Origin of the sequence: Baekduia alba (genome assembly GCF_028416635.1) — a bacterium.
Taxonomy (GTDB): Bacteria; Actinomycetota; Thermoleophilia; order Solirubrobacterales; family Solirubrobacteraceae; genus Baekduia; species Baekduia alba.
The window spans coordinates 751,101-764,665 of the sequence record NZ_CP114013.1 but is presented as its reverse complement, the minus strand read 5'-3'; the positions used below and the strand labels follow the sequence as shown (position 1 = coordinate 764,665).

15 protein-coding genes are annotated in these 13,565 nt (G+C 73.1%); 10 read left to right on the top strand and 5 right to left on the bottom strand.

Going from position 1 to position 13,565, the window contains the following annotated elements; translation table 11 throughout:
• The first annotated feature begins 46 nt into the window (after nt 1-46).
• The 8 genes from DSM104299_RS03650 (at nt 47) to DSM104299_RS03615 (ending at nt 6,468) form a co-directional block, all read left to right on the top strand.
• Nucleotides 47-877 (top strand): ACP S-malonyltransferase, encoded by an 831-nt coding sequence (locus DSM104299_RS03650; RefSeq protein ID WP_272475936.1) that lies wholly within the window; start codon nt 47-49, stop codon nt 875-877.
• Nucleotides 874-1,962, top strand: a complete 1,089-nt coding sequence (locus DSM104299_RS03645; protein ID WP_272475935.1) for a beta-ketoacyl-ACP synthase 3 — start codon at nt 874-876, stop codon at nt 1,960-1,962. The genes DSM104299_RS03650 and DSM104299_RS03645 overlap by 4 nt, the downstream gene beginning before the upstream one ends.
• Nucleotides 1,949-2,638 carry a 3-oxoacyl-ACP reductase FabG gene (fabG, locus tag DSM104299_RS03640; RefSeq protein WP_272475934.1) on the top strand — a complete coding sequence of 230 codons (690 nt, stop codon included), beginning with the start codon at nt 1,949-1,951 and terminating at the stop codon, nt 2,636-2,638. Before DSM104299_RS03645 ends, fabG begins: the two co-directional genes overlap by 14 nt.
• Nucleotides 2,639-2,701: 63 nt before the next feature.
• Nucleotides 2,702-2,953, top strand: a complete 252-nt coding sequence (locus DSM104299_RS03635; RefSeq protein WP_272475933.1) for an acyl carrier protein — start codon at nt 2,702-2,704, stop codon at nt 2,951-2,953.
• Nucleotides 2,954-4,132, top strand: a complete 1,179-nt coding sequence (locus DSM104299_RS03630) for a beta-ketoacyl-[acyl-carrier-protein] synthase family protein (RefSeq protein ID WP_272475932.1) — start codon at nt 2,954-2,956, stop codon at nt 4,130-4,132. It begins immediately after the preceding gene.
• A gap of 4 nt (nt 4,133-4,136) precedes the next feature.
• Nucleotides 4,137-5,501, top strand: coding sequence for an acyl-CoA carboxylase subunit beta (locus DSM104299_RS03625; protein ID WP_272475931.1), 1,365 nt, complete (start codon nt 4,137-4,139; stop codon nt 5,499-5,501).
• The gene (locus tag DSM104299_RS03620; RefSeq protein WP_272475930.1) at nt 5,498-6,136 is read left to right on the top strand and encodes a TetR/AcrR family transcriptional regulator; all 639 of its coding nucleotides are present in this window, start codon (nt 5,498-5,500) and stop codon (nt 6,134-6,136) included. Before DSM104299_RS03625 ends, DSM104299_RS03620 begins: the two co-directional genes overlap by 4 nt.
• Nucleotides 6,133-6,468 (top strand): MmcQ/YjbR family DNA-binding protein, encoded by a 336-nt coding sequence (locus DSM104299_RS03615; RefSeq protein WP_272475929.1) that lies wholly within the window; start codon nt 6,133-6,135, stop codon nt 6,466-6,468. The genes DSM104299_RS03620 and DSM104299_RS03615 overlap by 4 nt, the downstream gene beginning before the upstream one ends.
• On the opposite strand, the gene DSM104299_RS03610 is transcribed toward DSM104299_RS03615, so the two are convergent.
• From DSM104299_RS03610 to fabI, 4 genes are all read right to left on the bottom strand, one after another.
• Complete coding sequence (locus DSM104299_RS03610) at nt 6,465-6,659, bottom strand: hypothetical protein (protein ID WP_272475928.1); 195 nt, start codon at nt 6,657-6,659, stop codon at nt 6,465-6,467. The two genes, DSM104299_RS03615 and DSM104299_RS03610, sit on opposite strands and share 4 nt — an antisense overlap.
• An 83-nt stretch (nt 6,660-6,742) precedes the next feature.
• A complete protein-coding gene (locus DSM104299_RS03605; RefSeq protein WP_272475927.1) occupies nt 6,743-7,360 on the bottom strand; it encodes a PilZ domain-containing protein in 618 nt (205 codons plus the stop codon).
• A gap of 71 nt (nt 7,361-7,431) precedes the next feature.
• A complete protein-coding gene (locus tag DSM104299_RS03600) occupies nt 7,432-9,900 on the bottom strand; it encodes a protease pro-enzyme activation domain-containing protein (RefSeq protein WP_272475926.1) in 2,469 nt (822 codons plus the stop codon).
• A gap of 132 nt (nt 9,901-10,032) precedes the next feature.
• Nucleotides 10,033-10,872 (bottom strand): enoyl-ACP reductase FabI, encoded by an 840-nt coding sequence (fabI, locus tag DSM104299_RS03595; protein WP_272475925.1) that lies wholly within the window; start codon nt 10,870-10,872, stop codon nt 10,033-10,035.
• Between the two features lie 105 nt (nt 10,873-10,977).
• On the opposite strand from fabI, the gene DSM104299_RS03590 reads away from it, so the two are divergent.
• Complete coding sequence (locus DSM104299_RS03590; protein ID WP_272475924.1) at nt 10,978-11,946, top strand: hypothetical protein; 969 nt, start codon at nt 10,978-10,980, stop codon at nt 11,944-11,946.
• A gap of 12 nt (nt 11,947-11,958) precedes the next feature.
• Nucleotides 11,959-12,615 carry an HAD family acid phosphatase gene (locus DSM104299_RS03585; RefSeq protein WP_272475923.1) on the top strand — a complete coding sequence of 219 codons (657 nt, stop codon included), beginning with the start codon at nt 11,959-11,961 and terminating at the stop codon, nt 12,613-12,615.
• On the opposite strand, the gene DSM104299_RS03580 is transcribed toward DSM104299_RS03585, so the two are convergent.
• The gene (locus DSM104299_RS03580; protein WP_272475922.1) at nt 12,612-13,565 is read right to left on the bottom strand and encodes an RNA polymerase sigma-70 factor; all 954 of its coding nucleotides are present in this window, start codon (nt 13,563-13,565) and stop codon (nt 12,612-12,614) included. The genes DSM104299_RS03585 and DSM104299_RS03580 overlap by 4 nt on opposite strands.

Sequence of the window (13,565 nt, the reverse complement as noted above, 5' to 3'; positions counted from 1 at the left end):
GTCGAGATCGTGAAACCCGGACCCTTGCGCGCGCTAAGTGTGAGCAGTGCCTTCGATTGCCGCGATCTTCCCGGGCCAGGGAAGCCATGCGCCCGACATGGACGAGCCGTACCGCGGGCTCCCCGCGTTCGAGCGCGGCCTGGAGCTGCTCGGCTTCGATCCGTTCGAGCGGCTCGGCGAGGGCACGCGGTTCCAGCAGCCCGCGATCTTCCTGTGCTCCGTCGCCGCCTGGGACCTCTGGCGCGAGGAGGCGGCCGACGAGGTCGCCGACGTGCGCGCCGCCGCCGGCCACTCGCTCGGCGAGTACGCCGCGCTGGTCGCCGCCGGCGCCCTGCGGTTCGACGACGCGGTCGGCCTGGTCGCCGAGCGCGCCGCCGCCATGGCCGACGCCGGCGACCTGGCGCCCGGCTCGATGGTCGCGATGCTCGGCGGCGAGGACCACGCGATCCGCGCGCTGGCCACGCGCCTCGGCCTGACGATCGCCAACGACAACGCGCCCGGGCAGCTCGTGCTCAGCGGCGCTACCGACGCCGTCGCCGAGGCCGAGGAGCTCGCCCGCGACGAGACCGGCGCGCGCGCCCGCCGCCTGGACGTCTCCGCCGCCTTCCACTCGCCGCTCATGCAGCCGGCCGCGGCCCGCCTGGCCGGCGCGCTGGCGCAGGTCGAGATCGGCGCGCCCGCCTTCCCCGTGTACGCCAACGGCACCGCGGCGCCCTTCACCGACGTGCGTCGCGAGCTGAGCGAGAACCTCCTGCGTCCCGTGCGGTGGCGGGAGACGATGCTGGCGCTGCGCGCGGCCGGCATCGAGCGCTACGTCGAGCATGGTCCCGGCGCGGTGCTCACCGGACTGGTCAAGCGAACCCTGGCGGCAGCATGATGGCGGTCACCACGACCACCGAGACCCTGACGGACGTCACCGAGCGCAACGGCCGGATCACCGGCGCGACGCGCACGCCGACGTCCGCTCCCCGCACGCGCACGCGGCATCCGCTGCCCCGCGGGCTCACCGCCGGCCTCTTCGGCGTCGGCGCCGCGCTGCCCGAGCGCGAGATCGACAACGCCTACTTCGAGCAGCGCCTCGACACCGACGACGCCTGGATCGTCCGCCGCACCGGCATCCGGACGCGCCGCTGGCTCGACGCCGACACGCCGCTCGCGCCGCTGGCCGCACGCGCCTGCGCCGACGCGCTGGCCGACGCCAACAGGACGCCCGACGAGGTCGACCAGGTGATCGTCACCACGATCACGCCGGACAAGGTCACGCCGGGCCTGGCCCCTGAGGTCGCGCGCCTGATCGGCGCCCACGGCGCCGCCGCCGTCGACCTCAACGCCGCCTGCGCCGGCTTCCTGTACGCCTTGGACCAGGCCGCCGCGCTGGTCGAGACCGGCCGCGCGCGCGTCGTGCTCGTCTGCGGCGCCGAGGCGCTGAGCCGCCTCACCGACACCGAGGACCGCGGCACCGCCGTCCTGTTCGGCGACGGCGCCGGCGCGGTCGTCGTCGCGGCCGGCGAGCTGGACCGCGGCGTCTCGCGCTTCGTCCTCGGCTGCGACCCCGAGCAGGGCGACCTGCTCTACGCCGACAACGAGGACCGCAAGCTGCGGATGCAGGGCCGCGAGGTCTACCGCCATGCGGTCGCGCGGATGGTCGAGGCGTCGCGCGAGGCGCTCGACGCCGCCGGCCTCGCCGCCGCCGACCTCGACCTCTTCGTCGCCCATCAGGCCAACTCGCGCATCATCGAGGCGGCCGCCAACGAGCTCGGGCTCTCCCACGACAAGCTCGCGATCAACGTCGACCGCGTCGCGAACACGTCCTCCGCGTCGATCCCGCTCGCGCTGGCTCAAGCCGAGCGCGACGGGCTGCTGAAGCCCGGCATGACCGTCGGCCTCGCGGCCTTCGGCGCCGGCTTCGTGTGGGGCGCCGGCGTCGTCTCCTGGAAGGAGCGCCAGCATGTCTGCGCCTGAGGCCGACCAGAAGGTCGCGCTCGTCACCGGCGGCACCCGCGGCATCGGCGCGTCGATCGCCGACCGCCTGCGCGCCGACGGCTACAAGGTCGCGACGCTCGGCCGCTCCGGCGGCGACGTCCAGGCCGACGTGTCGGACCCCGCGTCCGTGCAGGCCGCCTTCGACGAGGTCCGCGAGAAGCTCGGCCCGGTGCTGATCCTGGTCAACAACGCGGGCGTCACCGCCGACGGCCTCGCGATCCGCATGCCCGACGACGACTGGACCAAGGTCATCGACACCAACCTGACCGGTGCGTTCAACTGCACCAAGCGCGGGTTGGAGGACATGTTGAAGGCCCGCTGGGGCCGGATCGTCAACGTGTCCTCGGTCTCGGCCGAGCGCGCAAACTCCGGACAGGCCAACTACGCCGCCTCCAAGGCGGGGCTGCTGGGCTTCACGCGCGTCGTGGCCAAGGAGATGGGCAAGCGCAACATCACCGCCAACGCGGTGACGCCCGGCTTCATCGCCACCGACATGACCGCCGACCTGCCGCAGAAGGAGATCGCCGCGGCGATCCCGGCGGCGCGCGTCGGCCAGCCCGAGGAGGTCGCCGCCGCGGTGGCCTTCCTCGTCTCCGACGACGCGGCCTACGTCAACGGCGCCACGCTCGCCGTCGACGGCGGCCTCGGCGCGTAGACGTACAAGACACCACCTTCACTGCCCTTCACCGAGCACACCAACAAGGAGATCACCACCACCATGGCCAGCCAGCAGGAGATCCTCGAAGCCATCCGCGCCGAGCTCGCCGCGATCAAGGTGCCCGACGCCGAGACCGCGCAGCCCGACACGACGTGGGAGCAGCTCGACGTCGACTCGCTCGACCTCGTCGAGCTGGTCAAGGCGCTGGAGGACCGCTTCGAGGTCCAGATCGCCGACCCCGACCTCAAGGGCATCGCCTCCGTGGGCGACGCCATCGCGCTGGTCGAGCGCCTGCAGGGCGCAGCGGCCTAGATGGACGGCATCGTCGTCACCGGACGGGGCGTCGTCTCCCCGGTCGCCACGGGCGTCGAGGCGTTCTTCGACGCCCTGCTCGGCATGCAGGGCGGGATCTCCGAGGACGGGATCGCGCCGTGTGCCGAGTTCGACCCGGAGACGACGATGACGCCCAAGGAGGCGCGCCGCACCGACCGCTTCGCGCAGCTGGCGATCGACGCGGCCCACCAGGCCGCCGCCGAGGCGGACCTGCCCAATGGCGTCGATCCGCGCCGGATCGGCGTGATCGTCGGCACCGGCGTCGGCGGCCTCACCACGCTCCAGGCCGAGTGCAAGACCTGGCTGGAGGAGGGCGACCGCGCGGTCTCCCCGCTCTTCGTCCCGATGATGATGCCCAACGCCGCGGCGGGGCAGATCGCGATGCGCCTGGGCCTCCACGGGCCCGGCTTCTCGATCGCCAGCGCCTGCTCGACGGGCGCGCACTCGATCGGCGAGGCGGCGCGGATGATCCAGCGCGGGGAGGTCGACGCGATGATCGCGGGCGGCACCGAGGCCGCGCTGGTCGGGCTGTGTCTGGCCGCGTTCCGGCGCATGGGCGCGCTGTCGCGCGTCGGCGAGTCGCGCCCGTTCGACACGCGCCGCGACGGCTTCGTGATGGGCGAGGGCTCCGCGATCCTGGTCCTGGAGCGCGAGGAGCACGCCCGCGCCCGCGGCGCGCAGATCTTCGCGCGCGTCACCGGCTACGGCGCGTCCAACGACGCGTTCCACATCACCCAGCCCGAGGAGAACGGGCGCGGCGCCATCGAGGCGATGACCGACGCGCTCGCCGACGCGGACCTGGCGCCGAGCGACGTCGGCTACGTCAACGCGCACGGCACGTCGACGCCGATCAACGACCGCGTCGAGACGATCGCGCTGCGCAAGGTGTTCAGCGACGACGGCCCGCCGGTCTCCTCCTGCAAGGGCGCCGTGGGCCACACGCTCGGCGCCGCGGGCGCGATCGAGGCGCTGGCCTGCGTCGAGGCGCTGCGCCGCGGCGCGCTGCCCCCGACGCTCGGCCTCGAGGACATCGATCCCGAGTGCGAGGCCGACCACATCGCCGGCGCACCGCGCGAGGCGCCCGACGTGAAGGTCGCGCTGAGCAACTCGTTCGCCTTCGGCGGCCAGAACGCGACGTTGGTTCTCGAGGCGGCATAGCGAGATGAGCGCGGTCTTCGACGTCGGCCTGGAGCACCACCTCGCGGCGCGCGCTCGGCTCGAGCTGCTGTTCGACGCCGGCACGTTCCGGCCGATCCGCTCCGCGGTCGGCGACGGCGTGCTGTCGGGGTCGGGCCGCGTCCAGGGCCGCGCGGTCGTCGCGTGGGCGCAGGACGGGTCGTTCAAGGGCGGCTCGCTCGGCACCGCTGGCGGCGAGACGATCGCCCGGACGATCGAGCGCGCCGACGCGCTGGGCGTCCCGGTCGTGGGCTTCCCGCACAGCGGCGGCGCGCGCCTGCAGGAGGGCGTCGCGGCGCTGACCGCGTACGCGGCGATCTTCCGCGCGCAGTCGGTCGCGACGGTCCCGATGATCAGCGTCGTGAGCGGGCCCTGCGCGGGCGGCGCGGCCTACTCGCCGGCGCTCGGCGACTTCGTGATCATGACCGCCGACGCGTTCATGTTCCTGACGGGGCCGAAGATCATCGAGCGCGTCACGCGCGAGGTCATCAGCGCCGCGGACCTGGGCGGGCCGAAGGTGCAGGGCGCCAACGGCGTCGCGCAGCTCGTCGCGCGCGACGACGTCCACGCCGCGGAGCTCACGCGCGAGCTGCTGACCTACCTGCCGGATCGCGTCGGCGGCGCGGGCGCGCCGCTGGCGCCGCCGGCCGCGCCGCCGGAGCAGGACCCGGGCGACGTGCTGCCGGAGTGCGATCGCCGCGTCTACGACGTGCGCGAGGTCGCGATGCGGCTGACCGACCGCGGCGGCTTCTTCGAGGTGGCGCCGCGCTGGGCGCGGAACCTCGTCGTCGGCTTCGGCCGCATCGAGGGCCGCAGCGTCGGCGTGATCGCCAACCAGCCCAAGCACCTCGGCGGCTGCCTCGACGCCGACGCGGCCGAGAAGGGCGCGTGGTTCGTGGACCTGTGCGACCGCTTCGGCATCCCGCTCGTGGTGCTGGCCGACACGCCGGGCTTCCTGCCGGGCGCCAAGCAGGAGCAGGCCGCGGTCCTGCGCCACGGCGCGTCGCTGCTGCGCGCGTTCGGGCGGGCGACGGTCCCGCGCGTGACGGTCACGCTGCGGCAGGCGTATGGTGGTGCGCACATCGTCATGAACTCCCGCGATCTCGGTGCCACCCTCACGCTCGCCTGGCCGAACGCCCGGATCGGCGTGATGGGCGCGCGCCAGGCCGTGGAGCTGGTGCGCCGCCGGGAGATCGAGGCGGGCGCCGATGCGGTTGCGCTCGCCGACGCGTACGAGGCCGAGCACCTTCCGGTGCGGGTCGCGGCCGCCGCGGGGTTCGTGGACGAGGTCATCGCGCCGTCGGAGACGCGCGATCGCATCGCCCACGTCCTCGAGCTGGCCAAGACGTGACATCGGACGGCGAGCCGCTTCTCAACAACGAGTCGCGCAACGCGACCGAGGAGGCCATCCTCGACGCCGCGCGCGACGCGCTCGCCGACACCGAGTACCGCCGGCTGACGATGGACGTCATCGCCAAGCGGGCGTTCGTCAGCCGCACGGCGCTGTACTTCTACTTCCCGAACAAGCGCGCGCTGGTCGACCGGCTGATCCTGCGCGCGTTCCTGGACATGTACGAGGCCGCGTCGCCGTATCTGGACGGCAGCGGCGACCCGCGCGCCGAGCTGCGCCGCGGGCTGGCCAGGACGGTGCGGATCATCGACCGCGACGCGCACGTGCTGACGCTGGCGGCGATGTTGTCCGGCGAAGAGGACCGGCTCCCGCCGCAGTGGGCGCCCTATGTGGTGCGATTCGTCGCGGGCGCGACCGACCGGATCGCGCGCGACCAGGCCCGCGGCATCGCGCCGTCCGACATCCCGCCGCGGCTTGCCGCCCAGGCGCTCCTGGCGATGGTCGAGCGGCACGTCACGCTCGAGCTGATCCAGGGCGGCGGCGACGCGCACCAGTCCATCCGCGTGCTCGCCGAGCTGTGGTGGCGCGCCGTGTACTCCAAGCCCGACGTCCCGCCGCCCAGCTTCACCGAATGACGCCGGCGGAGCTGCGCGACTGGTGCCTGGCGATGCCAGGAGCCGTCGAGGAGTTCCCCTTCGCGCCGGAGATCTCGGTCTTCAAGGCGGGCGGCAAGATCTTCGCGTTGTCGCGGTTGTCGTCTGAGCCCTTGAAGGTGTCCTTGAAGTGCGAGCCCTTGTTGGGCGAGTCGCTCCGCGCGTCCTATGAGGCGGTCGTGCCGGGCTACCACCTCAACAAGAAGCACTGGCTGACCATCACGCTCGGCGGGGACGCGGAGGATCAGATGGTGATGGACCTGATCCAGGACTCGTATGACCTGGTGAAGCCGAAACGGCGCCGCGCCGGCTAGAACCCGGCGTGGTTCGGGTTGATCGGCGGCCGCGGATCATCCCGCGGCGGCTCCTCGCTGCCGCGCTCCTCCGTCTTTCCCGGCTTGATCTCCGGACCGAGCCCCGGAACCTTGAGCTTGACCCTGCGCCCATCCTTGGTCGTCATCTGACGACGATCGGGGTTGAGCGGCTCTCCGGGGATCGGGCTCATGGGCTGAGGCTACTCCGGTCGCGGAGGGCCGGCAGCGGTCGGGGCGCCGGGGCAGGCGGCGCGACCGGGGACGCGACCCGCGGCTAGCGGCCCTTGGCCGCGTCTTCGCGGGCGGCCTTCTCCGCGAAGCGGCGCGCCAGCTCGGCGCGGATGGAGAGGACCATGGAGTCGAGGTGGTCGCGGGCGGCGGGTTCGATGTCGGTGAAGCGGATGCCGGTGCCCTCCGGCAGGATCCGGACGATGAGGCCGCGCGCCTCGACGATCGGGCCGGAGTGCGGCATCTGGATCGCGACCTCGACGGCGGACTCGCGGGGGCCGAAGAAGCCGCCGGCCAGCATGGCGCCACCGGCGCTCACGTTGATCGTCGTCGTCTCCCGTGTCAGCCCGCCCGCGCTGACCGTCACCGGCAGCTGCACGTCCAGCCGCGGACTCGAGCGCAGGTTGTCGACGCGGCCCTCGCGGTTGGCCTGGAACGCGACGCAGCCCTGCTGGGCGCGCTCCGCGTTGCCGTGGAGCACGACGAGGTGGCCCTGATGCAGGAACGAGATCTGAGCCGGCCGCGGCAGCAGCCCCGGGGTCGGATCGCGCGGATCGCGCGGCAGCAGCCACGCGATGTCCTTGGACGTCGCCGCCACGATGCCCTCCATCGGGCGCACGCCGACGCTGAGCGTCGCGGGCATGAAGTCGCGGATCCGTCGCACTGCCGGGCATTCTGCCGAATGGTCCGGCGGTGTGCCTGATACGCCTTACGACGGTAGGCCGATTCGCCCTCCTACTGGTAGTCCGCGGCGGCGCCCAGGACGTGGACCTCGAGCCGGCCCGTGCCCGTGCTGGTCCGCTTCAGGCAGTACAGGTCGGCCCGCGCGGCGCTGGCGTAGCCGCCCGTCGCGAAGACGAAGTTCGCCGCCGCGTCGGCCTCGGTGATCGGCGTCCCGGTCTGCAGCGCGAACGTCTGGAAGCCCGACGCCGCGCCCAGCACGTGGACCTCCAGCGACCCCGTTCCGGTGTTGGTCCGCTTCAGCGCGAGCACGTCGGCACGCCCGTCGCCGTCGTAGTCGCCCACCGCGAAGGCGAAGTTCGCGGCCGCGTCGGCGACCGTGATCGGCGTTCCGGTCTGGAGCAGGAAGGACTGGTAGTTGTCCTTGCCGCTGAGCACGTGGACCTCCAGCCGCCCGGTCCCGGTGCTCGAACGCTTCAGGCAGTACAGGTCGGTGAACCCGTCGCCGTCGAAGTCGCCGAGCCCGAACGCGAAGTTCGCGCTCGCGTCGGCCTGCGCGATCGGCGTCCCGGTCTGCAGCAGGAAGGACTGGTAGCCGTCCCTGCCGCTGAGGACGTGGACCTCCAGCATCCCGGTCCCGGTCGCCGACCGCTTCAAGCAGTACACGTCGGCCGAGCCGTCGCGGTTGAAGTCGCCCACGGCGAACTCGAAGTTCGCGCTCGCGTCGGCTTCGGCGACCGGCGTCCCCGTCTGCACGGCGAAGTCCTGGTAGTTGGACGCGCCGCTGAGCACGTGCACCTCCAGCGACCCCGTCCCGGTGCTCGACCGCTTCAGCCCCACGAGGTCGGCCGGCGCGTCGCCGTCGACCGGCCCGGTCGCGAACGCGAAGTTCGCCGCCGCGTCGGCCGCGGTGATCGGCGTCCCGGTCTGGAGCAGGAACGGCGGCTGGAGGATCTGGAGGATCGCGTTGCCGCGCGGCGAGCCGAGGCCCGTGCACGCGTCCCAGCCGACCTGCGCGCTGTAGCCCGGCGAGCCCGGGACGATGTTGTTGCCCTGCGTGACGTCGCGGAACGCGCGGCCGCCGAGCGCCCACGTGTACAGGTCGGGGTTCAGGAACCCCAGCCGCCGCCCGGTGCGCGCGTTGAGCAGCGCGATCAGCCCCGCCCACAGCGGCGCGACCGCGCTCGTCCCGCCGATCGTGACGTTCTGGCCGTCGACCCGGATCTGGTAGCCGGTGTTGGGATCGCCGACGCCGGCGACGTCCGGCACGCCGCGCCCGGCCTGGCCGGCCGGGTTGATCGACACGGGGACGTTGGCCTGGGCCTGCCACGCGGGCAGCGGGAACACGGCGCTCACGCCGCCGCCCGTGGCGCTGCCGTCGCCGTTGTTCCACACGGTCTCGGACGTGATCGTCGACCCGCCGCCCTCCAGGCGCGTGCCACCGCACGCCAGGACGTGTGGGCTCGACGACGGGAAGTCGCATTGCGCGCTGCCGTCGGTGGAGCCGTCCTGCGCGCCGTCGTCGCCGGCCGCGGCGGTCACGGTCACGCCGAGCAGCGCGGCGTCGGCGCACGCGTCGTCCATCGCCTGCATCGCCTGCGCGGTCCACCCCTGCTCGCGCAGGCCCCAGCTGATCGAGATCACGCCGGGCCGGCGCTGCGCGTCGTGGGCGGCGGCGGTGATGGCGTCGGTGAACCCGCGCGTCGTGTTCGGCGCGAAGTACACCGCGATGTCCGCACCGGGCGCGACCGCGCCGCAGACCTCGATGTCGAGCATGACCTCGCCGTCGGCGTCGGCGCCCGGCGCGTTGGTCGCGCCGTCGACGTCGACCGCGACGACGGTCGGCGTCGCGCGTCCGATGCCCTGGAAGTACGCGTCGAGGTCGGCCTGGCGGAAGCCGCCGCCGAGCTCGATGATCGCGATCCACTGCCCGGCGGCGGTCCCGCTGGGCCAGTCGTACAGCTCGGCGATCGCCGGGATCGGGAACGAGTGCGCGGCCGCGGGCACGAGGCCCTCGGCGGCGCGCCGCAGCCGCGGGCGCGCCTGCGGGCGGTCGTCGAGCCCGAGCACCGCGGTGACCACGCCGTCCAGCGCGGCCGGGATCCTGATCTCGCCCTCGCGGCCGCGATAGGAGACGTCGCCGGCCTCGTACTGCCCGAGTGAGACGTCGAAGGCGGCGCCCATCTGGTCGGCCTTGCCGCGCAGCGCGACGCGGCGGCGCGCGGCGTCGGCGTCGACGACCTCGAGGCCGTTGGCCACGGCGAACGCCTCGACCTTCTTCAGGTCGTCCTGAGCGGCGCCGTAGCGATCCTCGAGCTCGGCCGGCGACAGCGCCTCGCGCTCGCTCGACGGGACCTCGGCGAGCGCCGCCACGGCGCCCGCGGCGTCGGCGTCGCCCTTGCGCCGGACCACGACGGTGACCTCCACCGGCTCCTCCGACGGCGCGTCGGCGACGCGCGTCGCCCCCGGCACCGGCGCCCGCTCGCTTCCGGGAAGGACGACGTACTGCTGATCATCACTCATGGTGACTCACCTTTTGACTCAGGGCTCGTGGTGCGTCAGCCGAGCGTACTCCCGCCGTCGCGCGGGAGCTACGTAGGCAGGTGAGCGTTGGTGAGCTTTAGCGATCGCGAACGGCCAAGACCGGCCGAACGACTAGCCCTCGGAGGCGTCTGCCGCCGCGGCCGCCACGGCCTGCGCCTGCGCGACCGCCCCGCCGTGCACGCCCAGCGCGTGGAAGCCGCCGTCAACGTGCAGGATCTCGCCGGTGACCGCGCGCGAGAGCGACGACAGCAGGAACAGGCACGCGTCGGCGACCGGCTCCGGGTCGCTCAGGTCCCACTTCAACGGCGCGCCCTGCTCCCAGGCCTGAGCCAGGACGTCGAAGCCCTCGATCGCGCCCGCCGCCATCGTGCGCAGCGGCCCCGCCGCGACGAGGTTGGAGCGGATCCCGCGCGGGCCGAGGTACTGCGCCAGGTAGCGGTTGACCGACTCCAGCGCCGCCTTCGACACGCCGGCCCAGTCGTAGATCGGCCAGGCCTTGGTCGCGTCGAAGTCCAGGCCGACGAGCGACCCGCCGTGCTCGGCCTTCTCCAGCAGCGGCGCGAACGCCGCGCCCAGCGACTTCAGCGAGAACGCGCTGATCTCGAAGGCACTGGTCGCGCTGGCCATCGGCGCCTCCAGGAAGCGCCCGCCCAGCGCGTCGCCCGGGACGAACGCGATCGCGTGCAGGACCCCGTCGACGACACCCCAGCGCTGCTCCAGCTCGGCGGCGACCGCGGCGATCTGCGCCTCGTCGGTCACGTCGAGCTCCAGCACGTCGGGCGGCGCCGGCAGCCGCTGCGCCATCCGCTGCGTCAGCCGCAGCGCACGCCCGAAGCCGGTCAGCACGACCTCGGCGCCCTCCTCCTGCGCGCGACGCGCGACCGAGTAGGCGATCGAGCGATCGGTCAGCACGCCGGTGATCAGGAGCTTCTTGCCATCGAGGAGAGCCATCACCCCATCCTTACCGACCCGCGGCCCGTTGGTTCCGCCGGTTCGACGCCAGATCCCCCGGATGTCGAGGTTGCACCCACCGTCCAGGTGGGCATGATGCCCTCCATGGCCAGCCCGGCCACCATCCGGCAGCGACGCATCGTCGCGGTGTCCGCGCTCGGCGTCCTCGCCGCGGCGGCGGTGATCGGCGGCGCCGTCATCGGCTCCGGCGGCAACGACGCGAAGGGTGGGACCAACGCGTCGTCCAGCGGCGCGGCGGGCGCCGGCGAGGACGGCGCGCCCAAGCCCGTCCAGCTCCCCGGCGGCGGCCGGCGCCTGTTCCCGGACCGGCGCGTCGTCGCGTTCTACGGCAACCCGCGCGACGACGAGCTCGGCGCGCTCGGCATCGGGACGCCCGCCCAGGCGGCGCGCAAGCTCGTCCGGCAGGCCAAGCCCTACGACCGCCGCTCGCGCCCCGTCCTGCCCGCCATGGAGCTGATCACGACGGTGGCGACCGCCGCGCCCGGCCCGACCGGCCTCTACCGCGACCACCTCTCGTTCGCCCGGATCCGCGCCTACCACGCAGCCGCGCGCAAGGTCAACGCGCTGCTCGTCCTCGACATCCAGCCCGGCCGCGGCCAGTTCGGCCCCGAGATCGAGCGGCTCAAGCCGTTCCTCGAGCAGCCCGACGTCGGCCTCGCGCTGGACCCCGAGTGGCACGTCGGCCCCGGCGACCTGCCGGGCAAGGTCATCGGCTCGACCGACGCCGACGTCGTCAACGCCGCGGCGGCCTACCTCGGGAAGATCGTGCGCGAGCAGAACCTGCCCGAGAAGCTGCTGATCGTGCACCGGTTCACGGACGACATGATCGCCCGCGCCGACCGGCTGGCGCAGACGCGCGGCGTCCAGACCGTCGTCAACGTCGACGGCTTCGGGACCAACAGCGTGAAGATCGCCAAGTACGAGAGCTTCGTCGCCACGACCCCGCGCATGCGCCGCGGCTTCAAGCTGTTCTACAAGGAGGACGTCAAGACGATGACGCCCAAGGCCGTGATGGCGATGACGCCGCGGCCCGACGTGGTCGTCTACGAGTAGCCTGCCGGGGCGATGAACCGCCCCACGCTGTCCCGCTCCCTGGCGCTCGCGCTCGCCGCGCTCCTGGTCCTCGCGGCCGCCGGCACCGCCGTCGCCACGACCAACCGCACGCTCGACACGCCCGACCAGCTGCGCGCCGGCAAGGCCGCCTACGAGAAGGGCATCACGGCCCGCTACGCCAAGGCCACGACGCTGCTCGACACGCAGCTGAAGAAGCACCCCAAGAAGCCGACGGTCGTCCTCGACATCGACGAGACCACGCTGTCGAACTGGAACTGCCTCGACGCCGTGGACTTCGACCTGTCCGGCCTCGCGACGTGCGTCGTGCAGAGCAGGTCGGTGGCCTTCCCCGCCGCCAAGGCCTTCATCAAGCACGCCCGCGCCGAGAAGGTCGCGATCGCGTTCATCACCGGCGCGCCGCAGGCCGCGTGCGCCCTGCGCCAGAAGAACCTGATCGCGCAGGGGATCAAGAAGCCGTTCACGCTCACCTGCCGTCCGGCGAGCGACACCAAGGCCACGATCACCCCCTTCAAGCTCGCCGCGCGCAAGGCGCTGGAGAAGCAGGGCGCGACGATCGTCCTCGACGTCGGCGACCAGCAGAGCGACCTGGACGGCGGCCACGCCCGCATGACGCTGCGCCTGAACAACCCGATCTACATCATCGACTAGCGCCGGGCCCGATCGCTGACCGGGCCGAGGTGCCCCAGCTTGTCGGGGTTGACGATCGACCGCACGCCCAGCACGTGGTCGTCGAGGATGTCCAAGGCCATCACGACGATCACGCGGCCGTCGCCCTCGCGCGCGATCCAGCCCGGCATGCCGTTGACCTCGGTGAGCGTGACCGTGATGCCGTCGGCGACCGCCGCCTGCCGGAAGATCGCCCGGAGCGCGTGGGCGATCTTCTCGGCGCCGATGACCGGGGCCGGGAACGCCGTCGCCTTGCCGCCGCCGTCGCCGGTGAAGACCGCGTCGTCGGCGAGCATCGCGACCAACCCCTCCATGTCGCCCTCCTGGGCGGCGGTGAGGAAGCGCTTGGCCAGCGACTCGCGCGCGGCGGCCGACGGCTCGAACCGCGGCTTCTCGGCGATCACGTGCCGGCGCGCCCGCGCGGCGATCTGCCGGCAGTTGTCCGGGCTCTTGTCCACCACCTCGGCGATCTCGGCGAAGGTGTAGTCGAACGCCTCGCGCAGCAGGAACACCGCGCGCTCGACCGGCGTCAGGCGCTCGAGCACGAGCAGGAACGCCATCGAGAGGTCGTCGGCCAGCTCGGCGTCGGCCGGCAGGTCGACGCTAGGGTCCGCGCCCGCGCGCGTGAGCAGCGGCTCCGGCAGCCACGGTCCCACGTAGGCCTCGCGGCGCACGCGCGCCGAGCGCAGGTGGTCGATCGACAGCCGCGTCGCGATCGCGGTCATGTAGGCCTTGGGCGACGCGATCTGCGTGCCGTCGGCCAGCTCGCGGTGCGCCCGCAGCAGCGTCTCCTGCGCGATGTCCTCCGCCTCCACCACCGAGCCGAGCATCCGATAGGCGATCGAGAACACCAGCGGGCGGAGGTCGGTCAGCATCGTCGATTCCGTCATGTGCTCGAAGACGATCTTGCCCTTCTCGGCGTGACATGTCAC

Excerpts from the sequence above, each read along its gene's own strand:
- DSM104299_RS03610 (WP_272475928.1), bottom strand. The coding sequence starts at position 6,659 with ATGAGCCCGATCCCCGGAGAGCCGCTCAACCCCGATCGTCGTCAGATG.
- DSM104299_RS03590 (WP_272475924.1), top strand. The coding sequence starts at position 10,978 with ATGGCCAGCCCGGCCACCATCCGGCAGCGACGCATCGTCGCGGTGTCC.
- DSM104299_RS03625 (WP_272475931.1), top strand. The coding sequence starts at position 4,137 with ATGAGCGCGGTCTTCGACGTCGGCCTGGAGCACCACCTCGCGGCGCGC.
- DSM104299_RS03585 (WP_272475923.1), top strand. The coding sequence starts at position 11,959 with ATGAACCGCCCCACGCTGTCCCGCTCCCTGGCGCTCGCGCTCGCCGCG.
- DSM104299_RS03635 (WP_272475933.1), top strand. The coding sequence starts at position 2,702 with ATGGCCAGCCAGCAGGAGATCCTCGAAGCCATCCGCGCCGAGCTCGCC.
- DSM104299_RS03645 (WP_272475935.1), top strand. The coding sequence starts at position 874 with ATGATGGCGGTCACCACGACCACCGAGACCCTGACGGACGTCACCGAG.
- fabG (WP_272475934.1), top strand. The coding sequence starts at position 1,949 with ATGTCTGCGCCTGAGGCCGACCAGAAGGTCGCGCTCGTCACCGGCGGC.
- DSM104299_RS03600 (WP_272475926.1), bottom strand. The coding sequence starts at position 9,900 with ATGAGTGATGATCAGCAGTACGTCGTCCTTCCCGGAAGCGAGCGGGCG.
- fabI (WP_272475925.1), bottom strand. The coding sequence starts at position 10,872 with ATGGCTCTCCTCGATGGCAAGAAGCTCCTGATCACCGGCGTGCTGACC.
- DSM104299_RS03615 (WP_272475929.1), top strand. The coding sequence starts at position 6,133 with ATGACGCCGGCGGAGCTGCGCGACTGGTGCCTGGCGATGCCAGGAGCC.
- DSM104299_RS03630 (WP_272475932.1), top strand. The coding sequence starts at position 2,954 with ATGGACGGCATCGTCGTCACCGGACGGGGCGTCGTCTCCCCGGTCGCC.